At 57.1% G+C, this 17,920-nt stretch carries 21 protein-coding genes and 1 riboswitch; of the genes, 4 read left to right on the top strand and 17 right to left on the bottom strand.

Features of this window, described 5'->3' with window-relative positions; translation table 11 throughout:
• Positions 1 to 75: 75 nt before the first annotated feature.
• Positions 76 to 247, bottom strand: a riboswitch (Lysine riboswitch).
• A gap of 301 nt (positions 248 to 548) precedes the next feature.
• Positions 549 to 953, top strand: a complete 405-nt coding sequence (locus AB5Z05_RS12085; protein WP_005337123.1) for an H-NS family nucleoid-associated regulatory protein — start codon at positions 549 to 551, stop codon at positions 951 to 953.
• A 69-nt stretch (positions 954 to 1,022) separates the two neighbouring features.
• Here the strand turns inward: AB5Z05_RS12085 and AB5Z05_RS12080 are convergent, their stop codons facing one another.
• From AB5Z05_RS12080 to AB5Z05_RS12060, 5 genes are all read right to left on the bottom strand, one after another.
• Positions 1,023 to 1,598: a cob(I)yrinic acid a,c-diamide adenosyltransferase gene (locus tag AB5Z05_RS12080; protein ID WP_064337720.1), complete on the bottom strand. Its 576-nt coding sequence runs from the start codon at positions 1,596 to 1,598 to the stop codon at positions 1,023 to 1,025.
• Entirely contained in the window at positions 1,595 to 1,825 is a 231-nt protein-coding gene (locus AB5Z05_RS12075) for a DUF3820 family protein (protein ID WP_005337126.1), read from the bottom strand. Before AB5Z05_RS12075 ends, AB5Z05_RS12080 begins: the two co-directional genes overlap by 4 nt.
• 1 nt (position 1,826) lies before the next feature.
• Positions 1,827 to 2,498 carry a 7-carboxy-7-deazaguanine synthase QueE gene (gene queE / locus AB5Z05_RS12070; protein WP_042053066.1) on the bottom strand — a complete coding sequence of 224 codons (672 nt, stop codon included), beginning with the start codon at positions 2,496 to 2,498 and terminating at the stop codon, positions 1,827 to 1,829.
• Between the two features lie 61 nt (positions 2,499 to 2,559).
• Positions 2,560 to 3,267 (bottom strand): 7-cyano-7-deazaguanine synthase QueC, encoded by a 708-nt coding sequence (gene queC, locus AB5Z05_RS12065; RefSeq protein ID WP_005359893.1) that lies wholly within the window; start codon positions 3,265 to 3,267, stop codon positions 2,560 to 2,562.
• Between the two features lie 20 nt (positions 3,268 to 3,287).
• Positions 3,288 to 3,911 (bottom strand): tRNA-uridine aminocarboxypropyltransferase, encoded by a 624-nt coding sequence (locus tag AB5Z05_RS12060; RefSeq protein WP_368151645.1) that lies wholly within the window; start codon positions 3,909 to 3,911, stop codon positions 3,288 to 3,290.
• Between AB5Z05_RS12060 and rrtA the strand changes: the two genes are divergently transcribed.
• Positions 3,910 to 4,503: a rhombosortase gene (gene rrtA / locus AB5Z05_RS12055; RefSeq protein ID WP_111901347.1), complete on the top strand. Its 594-nt coding sequence runs from the start codon at positions 3,910 to 3,912 to the stop codon at positions 4,501 to 4,503. The two genes, AB5Z05_RS12060 and rrtA, sit on opposite strands and share 2 nt — an antisense overlap.
• Here the strand turns inward: rrtA and pyrF are convergent.
• From pyrF to cmk, 6 genes are all read right to left on the bottom strand, one after another.
• Positions 4,478 to 5,179 carry an orotidine-5'-phosphate decarboxylase gene (gene pyrF / locus AB5Z05_RS12050; RefSeq protein ID WP_111901346.1) on the bottom strand — a complete coding sequence of 234 codons (702 nt, stop codon included), beginning with the start codon at positions 5,177 to 5,179 and terminating at the stop codon, positions 4,478 to 4,480. The two genes, rrtA and pyrF, sit on opposite strands and share 26 nt — an antisense overlap.
• Before the next feature lie 18 nt (positions 5,180 to 5,197).
• Positions 5,198 to 6,364: a lipopolysaccharide assembly protein LapB gene (gene lapB / locus AB5Z05_RS12045; protein ID WP_005346478.1), complete on the bottom strand. Its 1,167-nt coding sequence runs from the start codon at positions 6,362 to 6,364 to the stop codon at positions 5,198 to 5,200.
• 9 nt (positions 6,365 to 6,373) lie between these two features.
• Entirely contained in the window at positions 6,374 to 6,658 is a 285-nt protein-coding gene (locus tag AB5Z05_RS12040) for a LapA family protein (RefSeq protein ID WP_005337143.1), read from the bottom strand.
• Between the two features lie 158 nt (positions 6,659 to 6,816).
• Positions 6,817 to 7,101, bottom strand: a complete 285-nt coding sequence (gene ihfB / locus AB5Z05_RS12035; protein WP_005299934.1) for an integration host factor subunit beta — start codon at positions 7,099 to 7,101, stop codon at positions 6,817 to 6,819.
• A 92-nt stretch (positions 7,102 to 7,193) separates the two neighbouring features.
• Positions 7,194 to 8,864 (bottom strand): 30S ribosomal protein S1, encoded by a 1,671-nt coding sequence (gene rpsA / locus AB5Z05_RS12030; protein WP_005337148.1) that lies wholly within the window; start codon positions 8,862 to 8,864, stop codon positions 7,194 to 7,196.
• 94 nt (positions 8,865 to 8,958) lie between these two features.
• Complete coding sequence (gene cmk, locus AB5Z05_RS12025) at positions 8,959 to 9,651, bottom strand: (d)CMP kinase (RefSeq protein WP_368151642.1); 693 nt, start codon at positions 9,649 to 9,651, stop codon at positions 8,959 to 8,961.
• A gap of 248 nt (positions 9,652 to 9,899) precedes the next feature.
• Here cmk and ribA point away from each other — a divergent pair, with 248 nt between their 5' ends.
• Positions 9,900 to 10,493: a GTP cyclohydrolase II gene (ribA, locus tag AB5Z05_RS12020; RefSeq protein ID WP_005337152.1), complete on the top strand. Its 594-nt coding sequence runs from the start codon at positions 9,900 to 9,902 to the stop codon at positions 10,491 to 10,493.
• 81 nt (positions 10,494 to 10,574) lie between these two features.
• Here the strand turns inward: ribA and AB5Z05_RS12015 are convergent, their stop codons facing one another.
• Both AB5Z05_RS12015 and AB5Z05_RS12010 read right to left on the bottom strand, forming a co-directional pair.
• Positions 10,575 to 11,531: a LysR substrate-binding domain-containing protein gene (locus tag AB5Z05_RS12015; protein ID WP_043823581.1), complete on the bottom strand. Its 957-nt coding sequence runs from the start codon at positions 11,529 to 11,531 to the stop codon at positions 10,575 to 10,577.
• Positions 11,532 to 11,594: 63 nt separating this feature from the next.
• Entirely contained in the window at positions 11,595 to 12,470 is an 876-nt protein-coding gene (locus AB5Z05_RS12010) for a LysR family transcriptional regulator (protein WP_005351154.1), read from the bottom strand.
• Positions 12,471 to 12,565: 95 nt separating this feature from the next.
• On the opposite strand from AB5Z05_RS12010, the gene AB5Z05_RS12005 reads away from it, so the two are divergent.
• Positions 12,566 to 13,789 (top strand): MFS transporter, encoded by a 1,224-nt coding sequence (locus tag AB5Z05_RS12005; RefSeq protein WP_019444701.1) that lies wholly within the window; start codon positions 12,566 to 12,568, stop codon positions 13,787 to 13,789.
• Between the two features lie 145 nt (positions 13,790 to 13,934).
• On the opposite strand, the gene AB5Z05_RS12000 is transcribed toward AB5Z05_RS12005, so the two are convergent.
• The 4 genes from AB5Z05_RS12000 to AB5Z05_RS11985 form a co-directional block, all read right to left on the bottom strand.
• The gene (locus AB5Z05_RS12000) at positions 13,935 to 14,489 is read right to left on the bottom strand and encodes a VOC family protein (protein ID WP_041201769.1); all 555 of its coding nucleotides are present in this window, start codon (positions 14,487 to 14,489) and stop codon (positions 13,935 to 13,937) included.
• Positions 14,483 to 15,247: a hypothetical protein gene (locus tag AB5Z05_RS11995; protein WP_005337161.1), complete on the bottom strand. Its 765-nt coding sequence runs from the start codon at positions 15,245 to 15,247 to the stop codon at positions 14,483 to 14,485. Before AB5Z05_RS11995 ends, AB5Z05_RS12000 begins: the two co-directional genes overlap by 7 nt.
• A gap of 191 nt (positions 15,248 to 15,438) precedes the next feature.
• Complete coding sequence (nfsA, locus tag AB5Z05_RS11990) at positions 15,439 to 16,164, bottom strand: oxygen-insensitive NADPH nitroreductase (protein ID WP_368151638.1); 726 nt, start codon at positions 16,162 to 16,164, stop codon at positions 15,439 to 15,441.
• A 71-nt stretch (positions 16,165 to 16,235) separates the two neighbouring features.
• The gene (locus AB5Z05_RS11985) at positions 16,236 to 17,801 is read right to left on the bottom strand and encodes an AbgT family transporter (protein WP_005351146.1); all 1,566 of its coding nucleotides are present in this window, start codon (positions 17,799 to 17,801) and stop codon (positions 16,236 to 16,238) included.
• Positions 17,802 to 17,920 lie beyond the last annotated feature (119 nt).

Genomic DNA, 17,920 nt, shown 5'->3' with positions numbered 1-17,920 from the left:
CTAAAGATTACAGGTGGAGATCTACCGAGAGGATCTAAAGAAACAAAACCTATGGGGAGGTCATACTCCTCAGCCCCTTCAGGTAGCGCTCCATAGTGGATGACTATGGCAGTCCTGCACCTATTAGATGCAGAACCAGCAGCCCGGTATGATGGCCTGGCCACTTCGGCGCTGACTCCTTTCCTTGTGCATCACAGGCATCACCCTCCGCACAAATACTCATAGGCAGCGCGCCTCTACTTAAAGGTATTCGCCGCACATTTTATCGAGATGGCAGCTTATAGCAAGTTTTTTGATTAAATAGTCACGATAAACATATCTAGGTCGGAAAATGGTAGTCAAATGATGCAACAACGCCAGCTTTGACGCTATTTTCACCTACTGCGGTTTCATTGGCATCCAATCACCAAGCCTATTGTGGCCATATTAAATATCTGTATTGATGTTCCCCACGGATATAATATTTAACCCGGCTTGACTTATTTAAATCACCAAGCAAGAATCAGCTGGAACATAATATTTTTCTCTGACTCGACGTGGTAACTCCTATGAATGAATTTTTAAAGGTACTGCTTAATATCCGCAGTCTGCGTGCGACCTGCCGCGAGCTTTCTCTGGAACAACTGGAAGAGGCACTGGAAAAACTCTCTGCGATCGTTGCTGAACGTCAGCAGGATGAAGCTGCCGAGCGTCAGGCCCGTGAAGAGCATCTGCGTAAAATCAACGAATATAGCGAAATGCTGAAAGCAGCCGGTATTGACCCGGCAGAATTGGTAAGCGCTGTCGCGACCAACCCCGGCAAATCAGAAAAAGCCAAGCGGGCGCCACGTCCGGCCAAATATCGCTATCAGGATAATGGCGTAGAGAAAACCTGGACCGGCCAGGGCCGTATGCCTTCGGCTATTGCCAGCGCAGTGGCAGCAGGCAAATCACTGGAAGATTTTGCTATCTGACGGCTCTTGCGTTGCCAATAAAAAACCTCGCCTTGGCGAGGTTTTTTATTGCCGCTTAAACGTGACATATCAGATAGCCGATTGCGGGCGATCTGCTGCCTTGACCCACAGCACTTCACGATCCCCTGCCACGCAGATAAGATAGCGGGCAACGGTAAAGAACCAGTCACTCATCCGGTTCAGATAGGGCAGCACCTCGGGATTGACCCGCTCTTCCCGGCTCAATGTCAGCAGCAAGCGCTCGCAATGACGCACCAGAGTGCGCACCACATGCGCTTGCGCCGCGGCACGGGAACCACCGGGCAATATAAATTGGCGCAGCGGCGGCAATGGCTCACTATAACGATCTATCTGCTGTTCAAGGCGAGTGGTCCATGCGGCATTAACTTGCCAAATTGATTCATTCTGGGCGTCGCTAGAGAATGCCAACTCGCCCCCCAGATCAAACAACTCCTGTTGCAACAGCTGTAAATCAGCCAATAAGCCGACCTCTTGCGACGGGACGTCACAAATCAGCAAGCCAATATGGGAGTTGAGCTCATCGATATAACCGTAGGTCTCGACCCGCAAATGATCCTTTGGCAACTGGATACCATCGGCCAGCCGGGTCATGCCCTTGTCGCCCTGCCTCGTATATATTCTCATACCGACATCCTGTTAATAATGGGAATAATCATGGACTCGAGTCCATTGAGTTTGATTTCGTAAGCCAACGCCAGCGTCTGGCCCAATTTACCCGCCGGAAAACCGCTGCGCGCCATCCACACCAGATAGGGCTCGGGAATATCGATGATACGCCGCCCCTGATATTTACCGTAAGGCATCTTGTTGGTCAGAGTCAGCAGCACCTGTTCGTCGGATAGCCAATCCATATTAATCGATATCCAGATATTTATGAGTCTGGATTGAGAGTCGCCAGTTACGCGCAATACAGGTATCCATCGCCAATTGGGTGGCCCGTGGTTTCTGGCTGATCGGCTGCAAGGCAATGACCACATCAGGGCGCAGGGTAGCAGTAGCGAGCAGCGTATCCAGCTCTTCAATATGGTGCTCGGTGGCCACCGGATGCTTGATCTCGTTGGCCCGCTCCAGCGCCGAGACCAGCACAGGCAGCCCCCCTTTCATGCCAATTTTGGGGGAGACGGTCACCCAGGTCTGCTCATGGGTCTTGATCTCGCTGGTGCCACTGGTTTCAATCTGCACCTGATAGCCCGCCGCCAGCAGGGCTGACGAGAGTTCGTGCAGATCGTAGAGGCAGGGCTCGCCACCGGTGATCACCACATGGCGCGCCTGATAACCCAGATCGGTAAAGCTCTTGATAATCTGCGTGGTGCTGAGTTGGCTCCAGCAATCGGATTCATTGGAGCGATCCAGCACCGCCGCCTTGCCCACTTCACGAGCCGGATCAACAACCCAGGTATGACGGGTATCGCACCAGGGGCAGCCCACCGGGCAACCCTGCAGGCGAACAAAGATGGCGGGCAGGCCGGTAAAGATGCCCTCCCCTTGGATGGTCTGGAAAATCTCGTTGATTGGGTAGTGCATCTCGATCACGGCTTGTTGCAAAAGTCGCGGATTATACCCCAAGCCACGGCAAGACGCAGGCTCACTCTGCGCTTTTCTCGCCCAGCCCGGTTTTCTCAAACAGTCTGGCCATGATGCCCGCCTTGTCGGCCAGATAGTTGTTCAGACCGCGACTGCGCAGTTCACACGCAGGACACGTGCCGCAGCCGTCACCGGCAATGCCGTTGTAGCAGGTCAGGGTCTGTTGGCGCACCGTGTCGAGGTGGCCATAGTGATCCGCCAGTGCCCAGGTCTCGGCCTTGTCGAGCCACATCAGGGGAGTTTCAAAACGGATGCCGCGATCCAGCCCCAGCGACACCGCCTGATTGAGGGCCTTGACGAACTCGTCACGGCAATCGGGATAGCCGGAGAAGTCGGTCTCGCAGACACCGGTGATCACCGCTTCGGCGCCCACCTGATAGGCATAGATGGAAGCCAGGGTCAGGAACAGGATATTGCGGCCCGGCACGAAGGTGTTGGGCAGCCCGTTATCCTGCAGCTCGCAGCTGACAGGAATGTCGTCACGGGTCAGGGCAGAGACCGCCAGCTCATTGAGCAGCGTTACATCCATCACCTTGTGGGCGGCAATCCCCAGTGCACTGCCCAGACGGCGCGCGGTGTCGATCTCTTCCCGATGGCGCTGGCCATAGTCGAAGGTAATGGCGTGCACTTCATCATACCGGGCCAATGCCTGCACCAGACAAGTAGTGCTGTCCTGACCGCCGCTGAAAACCACGACTGCTTTTTTCATCTTGATAACTCCTTGAATTGTCACGCGCGGCGGCCTTCGGCAAAGTCCTGCCACTGGGTATTCAACCGATTGAACAGGGTCAGCAAGGGCGCATAGCGCTCCGGCCTCCCCTCCCACCGGGACAAGAGGTGATAGCCCGCCTCTATGGTAGAGAGGGCATCGGGAAAGGGTTTCTTACGAATGGCATATTGACCGGCAATGGCACCAATGCCGATGCGGGGCAAGCGGGCCAGTGCCGGGTTGCTCTGCAACATGCGATAGGCTTTGCGCCAGGTGCCGTCAAGCAAGATAAAGGCGACGGATGCGGAGCCAGAGGATTCACTCTCCCACTGTTGGCGAAGATCGGTCAGCGAAATAGCATCCTCATCCGGCCAGAGTAGATAGCAGCGACGGGAAAGATCTGCAAGCAACCCATTGAGCCACTCATCGCGGGAAAAGTCCTCCCCCACATGGACCTCGCACTGTTGCAAAGAGGCCGCCAGCAGTGCCGCGGTCCCCTTGGGATGTGCCACCTCGTTGGGGTGCTGCAAGATGTAGAGGGGCGTGTGATTGTCAACCGGCACAATATAATCGCACAGGCAGGCTTTGAGGGCTCGGGTGCAACGTGTACAGTATCGACTGTTCTTGTCGTTGGACTGTTTCATGTTGTCAGACAAATCTGGATTGCTCTGGGTTATCACGCTCTCTCTCACCAGCTTGCTACTCTTCTTTACCGTTCCCAATCTTCAGCTCTCCTTCGATCGGCCCTTGATCGCCGGGGGCGAAGGGTGGCGGATCATAACAGGCAATCTGGCTCATACCAATCTGTGGCACCTGCTGCTCAATCTGGGCGGCCTCGCCATCCTCTATAGCCTGTTTCGCGACTATCTGGGTGGAGCTCGCCTGCCGCTGCTGATGTTGCTGCTCTGGTTGGCAGTGGGCTTGGGGATCTGGTGGTGGTGCCCGCAGACCCAATGGTACATGGGGCTATCCGGCTCGCTGCATGGCCTGTTTGTCTGGGGGGCAATGCAGGATATCCGCCACGGACGCCGCACGTCGGGCTGGCTGCTGCTAGCGGGGATGGGGCTCAAGCTGGTGATGGACTTCTACAACGCAGGAGAGAGCCCGATCGCTACCCTGATCAATGCCAGGATACACATCGGCTCTCATCTTATCGGGGCCGGTGCAGGCCTGTTGCTCGGCCTGCACCGTATATCACTGGGTGAGCCTGTTACGCGCCAGCCAACTCGGCATTGATGCTGGCCAGCATGGCGGCCGGATCGGCAGCCTGCGTAATGGGGCGACCGATAACCAGATAATCGGACCCCGCCTCGACCGCCGCTTTCGGTGTCATCACCCGGCGCTGATCCCCGGCCGCTGAACCGGTCGGGCGAATACCCGGGGTCACCAGCTTGAACTCATCACCCAGCAAGGCTTTCAACTCATGGGCCTCGTTGGCAGAGCAGACCACCCCATCCAGACCGGATGCTTTGGTCAAGGTAGCCAGCCGGATCACCTGCTCGGCCGGGCTCACATCCAACCCGAGGGGGATCATGTCGGACTGCTCCATGCTGGTCAACACGGTCACGCCGATAAGCAGGGGGGCCTTGTCGCCATAAGGCAGTAGCGCATCTTTGGCGGCACGCATCATCCGCTCACCACCACTGGCATGCACGTTGACCATCCAGACACCGAGCTCGGCACTGGCTGCCACGGCTTTGGCAACGGTATTGGGAATATCGTGAAACTTCAGATCCAGAAAGACATCGAATCCCTTGGCCACCAGCTGGCGTACAAACTGCGGGCCAAACAGGGTAAACATCTCCTTGCCTACCTTGAGACGGCACTGGGCCGGAGAGATACGTTCAACGAACGCTAAGGCATCTGCCTCGTGCTGATAATCCAGCGCTACCAGTACTTTGGGATCTTGCATCTCACATCCTATTGCTTGTTATTCACCGTCCAGACCACGGATCGGCTTGATGGAACCCCACTGGCGACAAGACGGGCACTGCCAGAACAGCGAGTGAGTGGCAAAGCCGCACTGCCGACACTTGTGGGTTGACTTGATTTTGATCTGCTCGCCGACCAGTTGTTGCAGCAGTTCGAGGCTCTCCTTGGCAGGCCCCTCTTCCGCACTGGCCAGCTGAAAACCCACCAGCTGGTAAAAACCTTTCATCGACGGATGACGACGCAGCTGACGCAACACCAGCGAACGGGCCTGGCTCAGGCCATCACGCTCTTCAACCAGCTTGGCAAGGGCCAGGGTCACGCTGACACCGGCGTGATCTTCCACTGCCTTCTCAAGCAGCGGGATCAACGCAGGCGTGCGCCCCAACTGCTGATAGCACTCGAGCAATTTGGGCATTGCCTCGGAGGCAAAGTCGATATCCTGCTCGAACACCCGCAGCAGCTCCTTGCTGGCCTGCTCATACTCCCCTTCCGCCATGGCAAGCTCAGCGAGGCGCAAACTGGCCCGGGCACATGCCGGATTGATACTGAGCGCCCGTTTGAGCTTGGCCAGCCCCTCCCCTTTATTGCCCTCACGCAGCGCGATTTCAGCTTGCTCGCAATAGAAATGGGAAATGGGGTCGGCCAGCTTCTTGCCCTGGAATTTTTGCAGACGCACCGCCACATCGATGGCCTTGTCCCAATCCCGCAGTTGTTGATGAATGATCAACAGCTGTGCCAGCGCCGTCTCTTCATAGTCGCTGTCGTCACACAACTCATTCCAAAGCGCTTCAGCGCGGTCGAGCAGACCGGCAGCAAGAAAGTCGCGCGCCAGCTCCTGCAAGGCAAGTTGACGCTGCTCCCGGGTCAGTTGGCGGGTTACCAGGTTCTGGTGGATCTTGATGGCACGATCAACCTCCCCACGCTGGCGAAACAGGTTGCCGAGGGAGAGGTGTGTTTCGATGGTTTCACTGTCCACCTCAAGCAGCTGGATAAAGAGATCCACCGCCTTGTCAGATTCATCGGACAGCAAATAGTTGAGGCCCGCCACATACTGGCGGGAAAACTGGTTACTCTGTTTCTGGGTGTCCTGGCGAACACTCCTGCGGCCCATGTACCAGCCATAACCGGCGGCGATGGGCAACAGCAGGAAAAGCAGTTCAAGCATTGAGGAACATTATTCCTTACCCGGTGACCGGGCCAGCTCCAACTCGCGGGATTGACGACGCATGGTGCGGTTGAGGGTGCGGTTTTGCATTTTCAGGCGCAGGAACAGCAGGCCGAATACCAGCCAGCCCAGCAAAAAACCGCCAGCGAAGAAGAAGCCCAACAGCATGGCAAGCGAAAACTCACCCTGAGCGATCAGGTAATTGAACTGAACCAGCTGGCCATTTTGTGAGCCCAGCGCCAGGGTCAGAACAAACACCAGCACCAGCGGAATGAGGGCCAAAATACGCTTCATAAGAGCTCCCTGTCAGTATCTAATGAGAGGCTGATTATCCTTAAAATCGCAGGCAGACTCTAGAGTGAATGGGAAAAGAGTTTAAGAAACAAGACGATTGGCACAGGAATCGGTGCCAAAAAGAAAAAAGGCATACCCGAGGTATGCCCATTTCTGCATTATTCAATGATGTTGACGCGCTCGCGCAACTCTTTGCCAGGTTTGAAGTGCGGGACATATTTCCCGGTCAGTTCAACCTTGTCCCCAGTCTTGGGGTTGCGGCCCACACGGGGCGCACGATAGTGCAGTGAAAAACTGCCAAATCCGCGGATTTCAATCCGGTCGCCGTTTTGCAAGGTCGACGCCATCTGCTCAAGGATCTCCTTGATGGCGGCTTCGACATCCTTGGCCGGCATATGCATGCGGCTGGCTGCCAGTTGTTCGATGAGATCTGATTTGGTCATAACGTTAAATCTCCTTCCCCGATCACATGCAATATTCATTTTGCCAGGATAAAAAAGGGCGGCGCAATGCCGCCCTTTTCTTGCATCAAGGATTACTCACCCTTGGCGGCTTTGAACGCTTCCATCATAGCATTGCTGAACACAACTTCTTCTTGCTGGTTCAGGTTATCGATAGCAACACGCTCATCAGCCTCGTCCTTAGCACGGACAGACAGGCTTACGGTGCGGTTCTTACGATCAACGCCCATGAATTTAGCTTCAACTTCGTCACCAACAGACAGCACCAGAGTGGCGTCTTCTACACGGTCACGAGCAGCGTCGGAGGCACGCAGGTAGCCTTCTACGCCGTCAGCCAGTTCGATAACGGCACCTTTGGCATCAACCTCGGTAACCTTACCCTTCACGATAGCACCTTTCTTGTTGTCAGCCAGGTACTTGTTGAACGGGTCTTCTTCGATCTGCTTGACACCCAGGGAGATGCGCTCACGCTCCGGATCCACTTGCAGAACAACGGCTTCGATCTCGTCGCCTTTCTTGAATTCACGCACGGCTTCTTCGCCCTGGTTGTTCCAGGAGATGTCAGACAGGTGAACCAGGCCGTCGATGCCGCCATCCAGACCGATGAAGATACCGAAGTCAGTGATGGACTTGATCTTGCCGGAAACACGGTCGCCTTTGGCGTGAGTTTCGGCAAACAGCTGCCACGGGTTGGATTTGCACTGCTTCAGACCCAGGGAGATACGACGACGCTCTTCGTCGATGTCCAGAACCATCACGTCAACCACGTCGCCAACGTTAACAACTTTGGACGGGTGGATGTTCTTGTTGGTCCAATCCATCTCGGATACGTGTACCAGGCCTTCAACGCCTTCTTCGATTTCAACGAAGCAGCCGTAGTCGGTCAGGTTGGTCACGCGGCCAGACAGACGGGTGGTCTCCGGGTAACGCTTGGCGATAGCAACCCAGGGATCTTCGCCCAGCTGCTTCAGACCCAGGGATACACGGGTACGCTCGCGGTCGAACTTCAGAACCTTGACAGCGATCTCGTCGCCAACGTTGACGATTTCGGAAGGATGCTTAACGCGCTTCCACGCCATGTCGGTGATGTGCAGCAGGCCGTCAACACCGCCCAGATCTACGAATGCACCGTAGTCGGTCAGGTTCTTGACGATACCCTTAACTTCTTGACCTTCTTGCAGGTTAGCCAGCAGGCTTTCGCGCTCGGAGGTGTTCTCGGTCTCGATCACGGCACGACGGGAAACAACAACGTTGTTGCGCTTCTGGTCCAGTTTGATGACTTTGAACTCGAGTTCTTTGTTTTCCAGGTGAGCGGTGTCACGGATCGGACGCACGTCAACCAGAGAACCCGGCAGGAAGGCACGGATGCCGTTCAGTTCAACGGTGAAACCACCCTTGACCTTGCCGTTGATGATACCGATAACGGTAGCTTGCTCTTCGTAAGCCTTCTCAAGCTGCAGCCAGGCTTCGTGGCGCTTGGCTTTTTCGCGGGACAGCTTGGTTTCGCCGAAACCATCTTCGATAGAGTCCAGAGCCACGTCAACGGTGTCGCCGACGTTGATTTCCAGCTCGCCCATGGCGTTCTTGAATTCTTCAGCCGGGATAGCGGACTCGGATTTCAGACCGGCGTCAACCAGTACGAAACCGTTCTCGATAGCAACGACAGTACCCTTGACGATGGAACCTTGACGGGTTTCAACGGCGTTCAGGGACTCTTCAAAGAGTTGAGCAAAAGATTCGATCATTGTTTATGTCACAAATGAAACATCCACTTGCAATCCGGCACAAGCGGGGCTGTTTTAAATAATCTGCGCCATCCTTGGTGCAGACGACCGGATGTCAGCTTGCGCTGGCATCACCAAGTTGTTGCTCTGCATAGGCGAGCACTGTTGCCAGCACTTCATCTATGGTCATGGCGGTAGAGTCTACCACCAGAGCATCTTCTGCCGCTTTAAGGGGCGCTACGGCGCGATTTCTGTCGCGATCGTCACGTTCCCGAATCTCGGTTAAAAGACGCTCAAAGTTAACATCAAAGCCCTTATCTTGCAACTGCTTATAGCGACGCTGGGCCCGTTCTTCGGCACTGGCGTCGAGGAAAATCTTCACCTCGGCCTCGGGGAAAACCACGGTGCCCATGTCACGACCGTCGGCAATCAGACCCGGGGCCTGACGAAATGCCCGCTGGCGGCGCAGCAAGGCTTCGCGCACACGGGGGAAGGCGGCGATTTTACTGGCGGCATTACCCACCTCTTCGGTGCGGATGGTGCGCGAGACATCTTCCCCTTCCAGAATGACCTTGACCAGATCCCCTTCAACCTGGAATTGCACATCCAGATTGGCGGCCAGCGGCACCAGTGAGGCTTCACTATCCAGCTCTACATCGTGATGCAGAGCGGCCAGGGACAACACCCGATAGATGGCGCCCGAGTCCAGCAAGTGCCAACCCAGCCTCTCGGCAAGCAGCTGACACAAGGTGCCTTTACCTGCACCACTGGGGCCATCAATTGTCATTACGGGGGCCATCTGAGGCATAACTTCTCTCCTGCACTGTGTTGCTCCCATCCCGAAGGGGTGGGTTAATGGGCGCCGATTATACCCGAATGTGGTGAGCCTGGCAGTCATCAATCCGCACAAAGGGCCAAAACCTCGGCGGGCAGCTGTGCTTGTATCTCATTTGGAAATTTCATTAAGCAATGCAGGGACTTGTTCTTATGGTCGTTCCTGACAAGGCGCGCTAAACTGGCCCCCTTTTTTGAGCCGTTAGTAGTAAGGAGCAACCTATGAGCAGCGTTACCCTCGTGGCCAAATCCAAATTGCCAACCCCCTGGGGCACCTTCACGCTGGTAGGTTTTCAGGAAACCGGCACAGGCAAAGATCACGCCGCACTGGTGATGGGTGACATTACCGGTGAAGAGCCCGTGCTGGGCCGGATCCACTCAGAGTGCCTGACCGGCGACGCCCTGTTCAGCCTGCGTTGTGACTGCGGTTTCCAGTTGCAGGCGGCCATGGAGAATATCGCCAAAGCCGGTCGTGGTGTGTTGCTGTATGTGCGTCAAGAGGGTCGTGGCATCGGCTTGCTCAACAAGATCCGCGCCTATCACCTGCAGGATCAAGGGGCCGATACCGTGGAAGCCAACGTGGCCCTTGGTTTCGCCGCCGATATGCGCGACTACACCATCTGCGCCGATATGCTCAAGCAGCTTGAAGTCAAGTCTCTCAAACTGATGACCAACAACCCGCGCAAGATGAAAGCCATGGAATCCTTCGGTATTCCGGTGGCCGAACGGGTACCGTTACAGGAAGGGCGCAATCCACACAACGAGTTCTATCTGTCGACCAAGGCCAACAAGCTGGATCACATGCTCAAAAAATGAGCCTGACTTGACGAATGAAAGATGTTCAAACGCCTCCAATTCGGAGGCGTTTTTCTTGGGACGACCACACATCAACCCTGGCTATCGCTGTGGTACGGTCAGATTGGCCAACAGTTCTTCAAGCTCTTCACCAGTGCGGGCCGCGCAGTATTGATCGACCCGCTCGCGGGTCAATTGCGGCGCGAGACGTTCAATCAGATCGTAGAGATAGCCGCATAAAAATGCCCCTCTGCGCAACCCGATAGTGGCCACACCGCCTGGTAGCCAGGGCGCCGTTTTGAGCACCAGATCGCCATCGCGCTGGGGCTCCCAAGCAAAAGTTGCCATCACCCCGATGCCCATCCCTTGTCTGACATAGGTCTTGAGCACATCGCTGTCGCTCGCACAGCAGGCGATCCGGCTCTCGGCATGAGCGCAATCAGTGCTATAAGCGGCAGAGAGCGCCCTTCCGTCAGTCACTAGCGCAAACTCCACCAGCTCGGCCGGGGTCAGCGATGGTGCTTTGGCCAACGGATGATCCTTGGGCAGCACCAAGCCCCGTTGCCACTGAAAAGAAGGAAGCATGAGCAGATCGCTCCCCTCCTCCGGTTCATCGACAAGCAGCAGATCGGCAGCGCCATCATGTACGGCTGCGCGGCACTGCGCCGCACTCCCCTGCATCACAGTTACGGCAACTTTGGGAAAGCGGGCCATGAAACCCTTGAGGATGGCGGGCAGAATATAACGGGCTTGCAGATGAGTAGCGGCAATGGTGAGGGTTCCCTGCTCCGGATGCACATGCTGCCTGGCCATTACCTTGATGGTGGCGACCTTGTCCAGCACCTCCGCGGCCACTTTGATCACATCCCGACCGATGGGAGTGATTTGGGTCAAGTGTTTGCCGCTGCGCTCGAAGATCTGGATCCCCAGCTCATCCTCCAGCATCCGCACCTGTTTGCTGATCCCCGGCTGGGAGGTAAAGAGGCTCTCGGCGGTGGCCGACAGATTCAGCCTGTGGTTCGCCACCTCGACGATATAGCGCAATTGCTGCAATTTCATGGTGTAGCCCTCAAGCGAACCCACCGTTAATAGTAACAAACTTTCAGCAATGACCCGCCGCCATCAGGCCGGGCGCTCCTTGAGAAGAAAGTCGCGCAAGGCACGGTTGGCCATGGAGAGCGGATCGCCACGCCGCCACGCCACACAGAGGTCGAGGTAGATGGGCGGGTCGAAGGGCACGCCACTCAGATCCGGCTCCTCTTCCAGCACCATCCGCAAGAAGGTGGTCACCGCAAAACCTTGCCGCACCACCGCCTTGAGCAGAGGGATAAGATTGCTCTCGAAGGCGATATCGGGTTCAACGCCCAGGCTCTGGGCCAGCGCCTCCATATGCTCCCGGTGGTAAAAACCACGGCGAAATAGCGCCAGCTCCTGAGCGAAAAACTGCGAGAGGGTGACGGCCGATGCGCCACGCAAGGGGTGATCGTCCCCCACCACCATCAACATCTCTTCGCTCAGCAGATGTGCCCCCTCGATGGCAGGGGGGAGATCACTAGTGATGAGAATGGCCAGATCGAGGGAGCCATCCACCATCCGGCTGAGCAGCTCGCGGGTACCGGCCTCTTCGACCCGGATCTTGAGGCCGGGGTAGCGGTGCTTGAAGGCCATCAGACGAGGGGGGAAATAGTAGGAGCCCATCATGTAGGGGATCCCGATCCGCACTTCCCCCCGCTCCAGCCCCTTGAGCTCGGCCATCTCGGCCTCGGCCTGATGCATCTGCAGCAACAGACGCTCGGCATGGCGACAGAGCACCTCTCCCTCAGGGGTGAGCCGTACCGCCCGGTCCTGTCGATCAAACAGCCGCAATTCGAGCTGCTGCTCCAGCTTGGCGATGGCCATGCTGATGGCCGGTTGTGCCACATGCAGACTGTTAGCTGCCTTGGTAAATGAGCCGGCATCCCTGACCGCCAGCAGATAGGTGAGCTGTTTCAGATCCATGTATCAATTCATCTTATGGGATAGATAACTTAAATATATTATATTTATAACCGCAAGGACTCTACCCTGACCAAAAGTAGTCAGGACAATACGCAATGATTGAAGTTGGAAGTCGCGAGTGGATACGTGCAACCCTGGCCCTCAGCCTGGGCTCTTTTCTGGTGTTTCTGAACCTCTACCAGACCCATCCCCTGTTACCCCTGATTGCCGAGGTCTTCTCGGTCAACTCCCTCTCGGCCAGCTGGACCCTGGCAGGATGCACTGCAGGCCTCGCCGCCTCCCTGCTGATCTGCGCCAGACTGGCGGATCGCCATGGCCGTCGGCAGGTCATGCTGGGTACCCTCACCCTGGCGGTCCTGCTCTCACTGTTAATCCCGCTGGTTGAGCAGTTTGGCACCCTGCTGCTGCTACGCATCCTGCAGGGCGCGCTGCTGGCAGGACTGCCCGCGACCGCGATTGCCTATATGGGGGAAGAGTTCAGCAAACGGGCGCTGCTCTCGGCGGTGGGGGTCTATATTGCCGCCAACTCTCTCGGTGGCATTGCCGGTCGAGTGGTCGGCGGCCTGCTGGCGGGCTGGTTTGGCGACTGGCAGCATACCTTTCTGGGGATCGGTGTAATCAGCCTGTTACTGCTGCCGCTGGTCTTCTGGCTGCTGCCCCATCAGACCCGCTTTGTGGCGAGCGCCCCCGTTCGCGGCCAATTTGCCCGCGCCTTGCAACAACACCTGACCAATCCCTTGCTGGTAGGGGCTTACCTTATCGGCGGGCTCAACTTTATGGTGTTTCTGAACCAGTTCAGTTATCTCACCTTCTTGCTGGCCAAGCCCCCCTTCTCCCTGCCCACCCAGTGGCTCGGCATGCTGTTTCTCACCTATCTCTCAGGGACGGTGGCCTCCTCTCTGAGCGGCCGATTTGCCAATCGCTGGGGGGCACAACGCATGCTGCTGGTCGGGATCGCCCTGATGGCCCTCGGCAGTCTGTGGCTGCTGCAAGCTAGCCTGCCCGGGATCCTGAGTGGCTTGCTGATCTCCAGCTTCGGCTTTTTCCTGGCACACGCCTGCGCCAGTGCCTGGGTCGGTCATCATGTCGAACACAACCGCGCCCTCGCCTCCTCCCTCTATCTGGTGGCCTACTATCTGGGAGCCAGTCTGGGGGGACTTTACCTGCACCCCTTCTGGGAGCAGGGTGAGCTGGGCGGTCTGGTCATGGGGATTGAACTGGTCCTCATCCTGACGGCGGGCTTGAGCCTCTGGCTCGGCCGTCTCAAGCAGCGAAGCCAATCGCCACTGCCCGCCCAGCAACCCCACCGACACGGGTAACGGGCTCAGCGCAAACAGGGTCACCCACGAGCAGATGGCGCTCTCGCAACCCAGCACCGCCAGATAACAAAAGGGGTCACACCGGTGACCCCTTTTGCTGCGTTATTCAAGAGCCTGTCAGGCTCGCACCGCATTGAGCGCAGGATCACTCCTGATCGAAATAATCCGCAGGCACCGCGACCACAGCACCGGTCGCCACCTCTTCGGCGATCACCTCAGCCAGCGGGCGCAGATGAAACTTGATCTGGCCGGAAGGCAACATCAGGCCAATATCGGGGTTGCGGGTATCCTGCATGTTGCCGGTTTTGAATGGCAGCTCGGGATAGCACGCTACCAGATCTTGCAGTGAAGTGACCACCAGCTCGATATGTTCCAGCCCCGCCTGATGGACGCGACCCGGTTTCGGTGCAGCCAGCTCGATACAGGGTACCTGTACCTCACCAGCCAACAGCGGCTGATGCAACTGATAAGTGGCGATGGGACGTCCGCCAATCATACCCTCCACCAGCAAGGTACCTGCCTCAGCCAGCACAGCACATAGCGCGCGGTACTCCTGCAGGGTAGCCGCCCGATAACAGAGGTGATCGACCGTTGGCCGGGAAATTGTGACGCCACTGGCGGCCAGTTCGGCCAACAGCTGAGAAACAAATGGGGCCATTGGCCCCAGTGTGGAATCGAGTGGGTGGGACATGCTTACCATTTCTTCTTGGGTTGAAACAGGACATCAAGCTCGTCGGCTTCCTTGTCCTTGATGTTTTGCAGATCCTGCGCGCTGTTTTGCTGCTGCAGCTCTTCAAGCTCCTTGAGCCCCTGACGCATATCTTCTTCACGGGCCAGCAGATAGGGATCCTTGTCGCCCACGCTCGCCATGGCCGACAGACCCTTGGTATAGAGCTGGCGGCATGTACCATATTGGCCCTGAATGCGGGCATCCATCGCCCGCTTGACCAGATTGGAGATATTGATCTTGAGCTGCATCAGCTCGAGGCGGCGCTCTTCCTGGGCAAACCCTTGCGGGTCAATCTTGCCCTTGTTGTGCTCGACCCGCAGCACAGCCCGCATCTTCTTGACCAGCTGCAGCATCTGGATCGCCTGACGATCGGACTCCGGGGTCTTGAACTGCCCCTCATCCTGAACGCTGTAGTTCTCCTGCACATTCTTGATCTGGGTCTGCACATCAACGATGCGCTGCTTGATTTGATTATTCGGCATCACCTGGGCGATGGCGCGATAGGCATCGAGGATCCGGTGCTGCAACAGCAACACCATGTTCTTGGAGAAAGGCACCAGATTGACGTTCAGCAACACCTCTTCGGTCTCGTCAGCCACCGTCTTGTGTCTGGCAACGGCGTGACGCTTGTCCGCCTCTGCCTTCTGCTTATATTGCTGCACCACGTTATAGGCGATAACCAAAAACAGGAGTGCGCCAATAGACAGCAATACCAAAGTTAAAATCATAGGATGTCCAAACCCCTGTTCCTATCCAATTGCGTGATCCTACAACAGCTTACCCACTTAAGGTAGCCTGCAGATCCCCCCTTGCCCACGATTTGTCACCAAGCTGTGCCCCCGGTCTCAGGGAGAGATTGCAGGATCAGGGGATGATGACCATGACGGTCACCTCCCCATAGTATCGCCCATCAGCGCTATTACTTGAGGTTAAAGCCCCGCGATTGCAGGAATCCCAGCATGAAAGGGCGGGACTCCTTGCCCAGAATGGCGCGGATCTGACCGCTCCAGGTCTGCTGTTTGTTGTTGCTGCTGCGGGCCTGATAGTAGTCCGCGATTTGCTGATCGTACCGGGCCAGCAGGTCGCGATCCAGCTCGTGCTGGTAGCGCTCCTGATGCACCACCAATCCCTTGGGCAGACGGGGTTTCTGCTCCGGCTGCTGGGCAGGATGACCAAGGCAGAGGCCAAACAGCGGGATCACCTGATGGGGTAAGCCGAGCAGTTCGCTCACCTCGGCCGGATGGTTGCGAATGCCGCCGATATAGACCCCGCCCAGCCCCAGCGACTGCGCCGCCAGCAAGGCGTTTTGCGCCATCAGGGCACCGTCGATGGCTCCGATCAGCAACTGCTCCGCATAGCCGGTCTGGGCCTCGGGCACGATCTGGATGTGGCGGTGGTAATCGGCGCAGAACACCAGAAACTCGGCCGCCTGCACCACATAGGGTTGATTGCCCGCCAGCATGGCCAACTGCTGACGCGCCTCGGGCTCGCAGACTCGCACAATACTGGTCACCTGCAAAAAGCTCGAGGTTGAGGCGGACTGGGCGGCGGCGAGTATGGCATCCAGCTGCTGCGGGGCGATCGGCTCGGCAGTAAACTGACGAATGGAGCGATGGGAAAGGATAAGATCGATGGTCTGATTCATGGCACCTCCAAAATGAGGTAACACCATAGCGAAAAAAACGAGGGAGCCCAAGGCTCCCTCGCACACCCAGCTTAAGGGGCCGGATAGACGTAAGGGGCTTGCAACCCGAGCGGGAAGCCGAGCGCCCAGTAGAGCAGCAGGAAAATCGTCCAGCTCACCAGGAAGGCAAGCGAGTAGGGCAACATCATGGAGACCAGAGTACCGATCCCGGTGCTCTTCACATACTGCTGGCAATAGACCACCACCAGCGGGAAGAAGACCATCAGCGGGGTAATGATGTTGGAAGCGGAATCCCCGACCCGATAGGCCGCCTGGGTCAGCTCGGGGGAGATCCCCACCGCCATCAACATGGGTACCAGGATCGGGCTGATCAGCGCCCACTTGGCGGAGGCCGAGCCGACTACCAGATTGACGCTGGCGGTGAGCAGGATCATCCCGACGATAGTCACCTCACCTGGCAGCGCCAGCGCATGGAGCACTTCGGCACCGGAGAGGGCCAGCAGGGTGCCCAGATTGGAGTCACCAAACGCCTTGATAAAGAGCGCGCAGAAGAAGGCCATCACCATGTAGGAGCCCATCTTGTTCATGGTGGCCGACATGGCATCGATCACATCCTTGCCACTCTTGAAGCTGCCTGCGACAAAGCCGTAGACAATCCCGGGCAGGATAAAGAGCAGGAAGATGAGCGGCACAATGGACTTCATCACCGGCGCGGCGAAGGTAGTCAGGGAGCCATCGGCAGCACGCAGCGGTGAGTCGCTCGGGGAGAGCGCCAGCGCCAGCAGCACGATAGCCGCCAGCATGGCAAACCCGGCCCAGTTGAAGGCCCGGCTCTCTTGCGCGCTGTAGCGCCCCATCTCGTCGGCACTCTCCAGATCCTCGTTGAGCGCCACGTGCTTGAGGCGCGGCTCCACCACCTTTTCGGTGATGAACCAGCCGACGCAGATGATCAGCAACGAAGAGGCACCGGTAAAGATGATGTTGCACAGGGTGTTGACCATGTAGTCAGGATCGAGCAACTGAGCGGCGGACTGGGTAAAACCCTGCAGCAGCGCATCCCCGCCGGAGGGCAGGAAGTTGGCGGCAAAACCGCCGGAAACGCCGGCAAAGGCAGCGGCGATCCCCGCCAGCGGATGGCGTCCGGCAGCGTGGAAGATGATGCCACCGATGGGGATCACCAGCACATAACCCGCATCTGCGGCGGTGTGGCTGACGATCGCTACCAGGATCAGCATGGGAGTGAGAAAACGGGCAGGCGTCACTTTCAGCAACTTTTTCAGACCGGTATTGATAAAACCGGACTGCTCGGCCACCCCGACCCCGAGCATGGCCACCAGCACGATCCCCAGCGGGGCAAAGCCGGTAAAGGTCGTGACCATGGTAGAGAGGAACTCGGCCAGACCGGCACCGGTCAGCAGGTTGTTGACCACTACCGCCTCCCCGGTACGGGGGTTGACCAGATCAAACTGGAATTGTGACAACACCCAGGAGCCGACCCAGACGATCAGCAAGGCGTAGAGGAACAGCATGGCGGGGTCGGGTAATTTGTTCCCGGCTTTCTCGACGCCATTGAGGAAACGGTTCAGCCAACCTTTGGGAGGGCTGGCCGGACGGTCATTGACAGCAGCATGACTCATTATTGCGATACTCCTTTCCCTAGAAACGAGGTCGCATGCTAGCAATTCCAGTCAATCCGTCTCATGACCGATCGCAAAAGAATGATTAATTTTGATTAAATATTGCGGAATAAAATCCC

It is taken from the genome of Aeromonas sp. R2-4 (genome assembly GCF_040908365.1).
Lineage (GTDB): Bacteria > Pseudomonadota > Gammaproteobacteria > Enterobacterales > Aeromonadaceae > Aeromonas > Aeromonas veronii.
Note: the sequence above shows the minus strand (reverse complement) of the source record. Positions and strands in the feature narration are given on the sequence as shown.

Bases quoted from the DNA above. Each gene is read 5' to 3' on its own strand.
- queC (WP_005359893.1), bottom strand. From the start codon at position 3,267: ATGAAAAAAGCAGTCGTGGTTTTCAGCGGCGGTCAGGACAGCACTACT.
- AB5Z05_RS11995 (WP_005337161.1), bottom strand. From the start codon at position 15,247: ATGATTTTAACTTTGGTATTGCTGTCTATTGGCGCACTCCTGTTTTTG.
- AB5Z05_RS12060 (WP_368151645.1), bottom strand. From the start codon at position 3,911: ATGAAACAGTCCAACGACAAGAACAGTCGATACTGTACACGTTGCACC.
- AB5Z05_RS12040 (WP_005337143.1), bottom strand. From the start codon at position 6,658: ATGAAGCGTATTTTGGCCCTCATTCCGCTGGTGCTGGTGTTTGTTCTG.
- rpsA (WP_005337148.1), bottom strand. From the start codon at position 8,864: ATGATCGAATCTTTTGCTCAACTCTTTGAAGAGTCCCTGAACGCCGTT.
- pyrF (WP_111901346.1), bottom strand. From the start codon at position 5,179: ATGCAAGATCCCAAAGTACTGGTAGCGCTGGATTATCAGCACGAGGCA.
- cmk (WP_368151642.1), bottom strand. From the start codon at position 9,651: ATGCCTCAGATGGCCCCCGTAATGACAATTGATGGCCCCAGTGGTGCA.
- AB5Z05_RS12085 (WP_005337123.1), top strand. From the start codon at position 549: ATGAATGAATTTTTAAAGGTACTGCTTAATATCCGCAGTCTGCGTGCG.
- AB5Z05_RS12010 (WP_005351154.1), bottom strand. From the start codon at position 12,470: ATGGATCTGAAACAGCTCACCTATCTGCTGGCGGTCAGGGATGCCGGC.
- AB5Z05_RS12015 (WP_043823581.1), bottom strand. From the start codon at position 11,531: ATGAAATTGCAGCAATTGCGCTATATCGTCGAGGTGGCGAACCACAGG.
- ribA (WP_005337152.1), top strand. From the start codon at position 9,900: ATGAGCAGCGTTACCCTCGTGGCCAAATCCAAATTGCCAACCCCCTGG.
- AB5Z05_RS12005 (WP_019444701.1), top strand. From the start codon at position 12,566: ATGATTGAAGTTGGAAGTCGCGAGTGGATACGTGCAACCCTGGCCCTC.
- AB5Z05_RS11985 (WP_005351146.1), bottom strand. From the start codon at position 17,801: ATGAGTCATGCTGCTGTCAATGACCGTCCGGCCAGCCCTCCCAAAGGT.
- ihfB (WP_005299934.1), bottom strand. From the start codon at position 7,101: ATGACCAAATCAGATCTCATCGAACAACTGGCAGCCAGCCGCATGCAT.
- AB5Z05_RS12000 (WP_041201769.1), bottom strand. From the start codon at position 14,489: ATGGTAAGCATGTCCCACCCACTCGATTCCACACTGGGGCCAATGGCC.
- nfsA (WP_368151638.1), bottom strand. From the start codon at position 16,164: ATGAATCAGACCATCGATCTTATCCTTTCCCATCGCTCCATTCGTCAG.
- lapB (WP_005346478.1), bottom strand. From the start codon at position 6,364: ATGCTTGAACTGCTTTTCCTGCTGTTGCCCATCGCCGCCGGTTATGGC.
- AB5Z05_RS12075 (WP_005337126.1), bottom strand. From the start codon at position 1,825: ATGGATTGGCTATCCGACGAACAGGTGCTGCTGACTCTGACCAACAAG.
- queE (WP_042053066.1), bottom strand. From the start codon at position 2,498: ATGCACTACCCAATCAACGAGATTTTCCAGACCATCCAAGGGGAGGGC.
- rrtA (WP_111901347.1), top strand. From the start codon at position 3,910: ATGTTGTCAGACAAATCTGGATTGCTCTGGGTTATCACGCTCTCTCTC.
- AB5Z05_RS12080 (WP_064337720.1), bottom strand. From the start codon at position 1,598: ATGAGAATATATACGAGGCAGGGCGACAAGGGCATGACCCGGCTGGCC.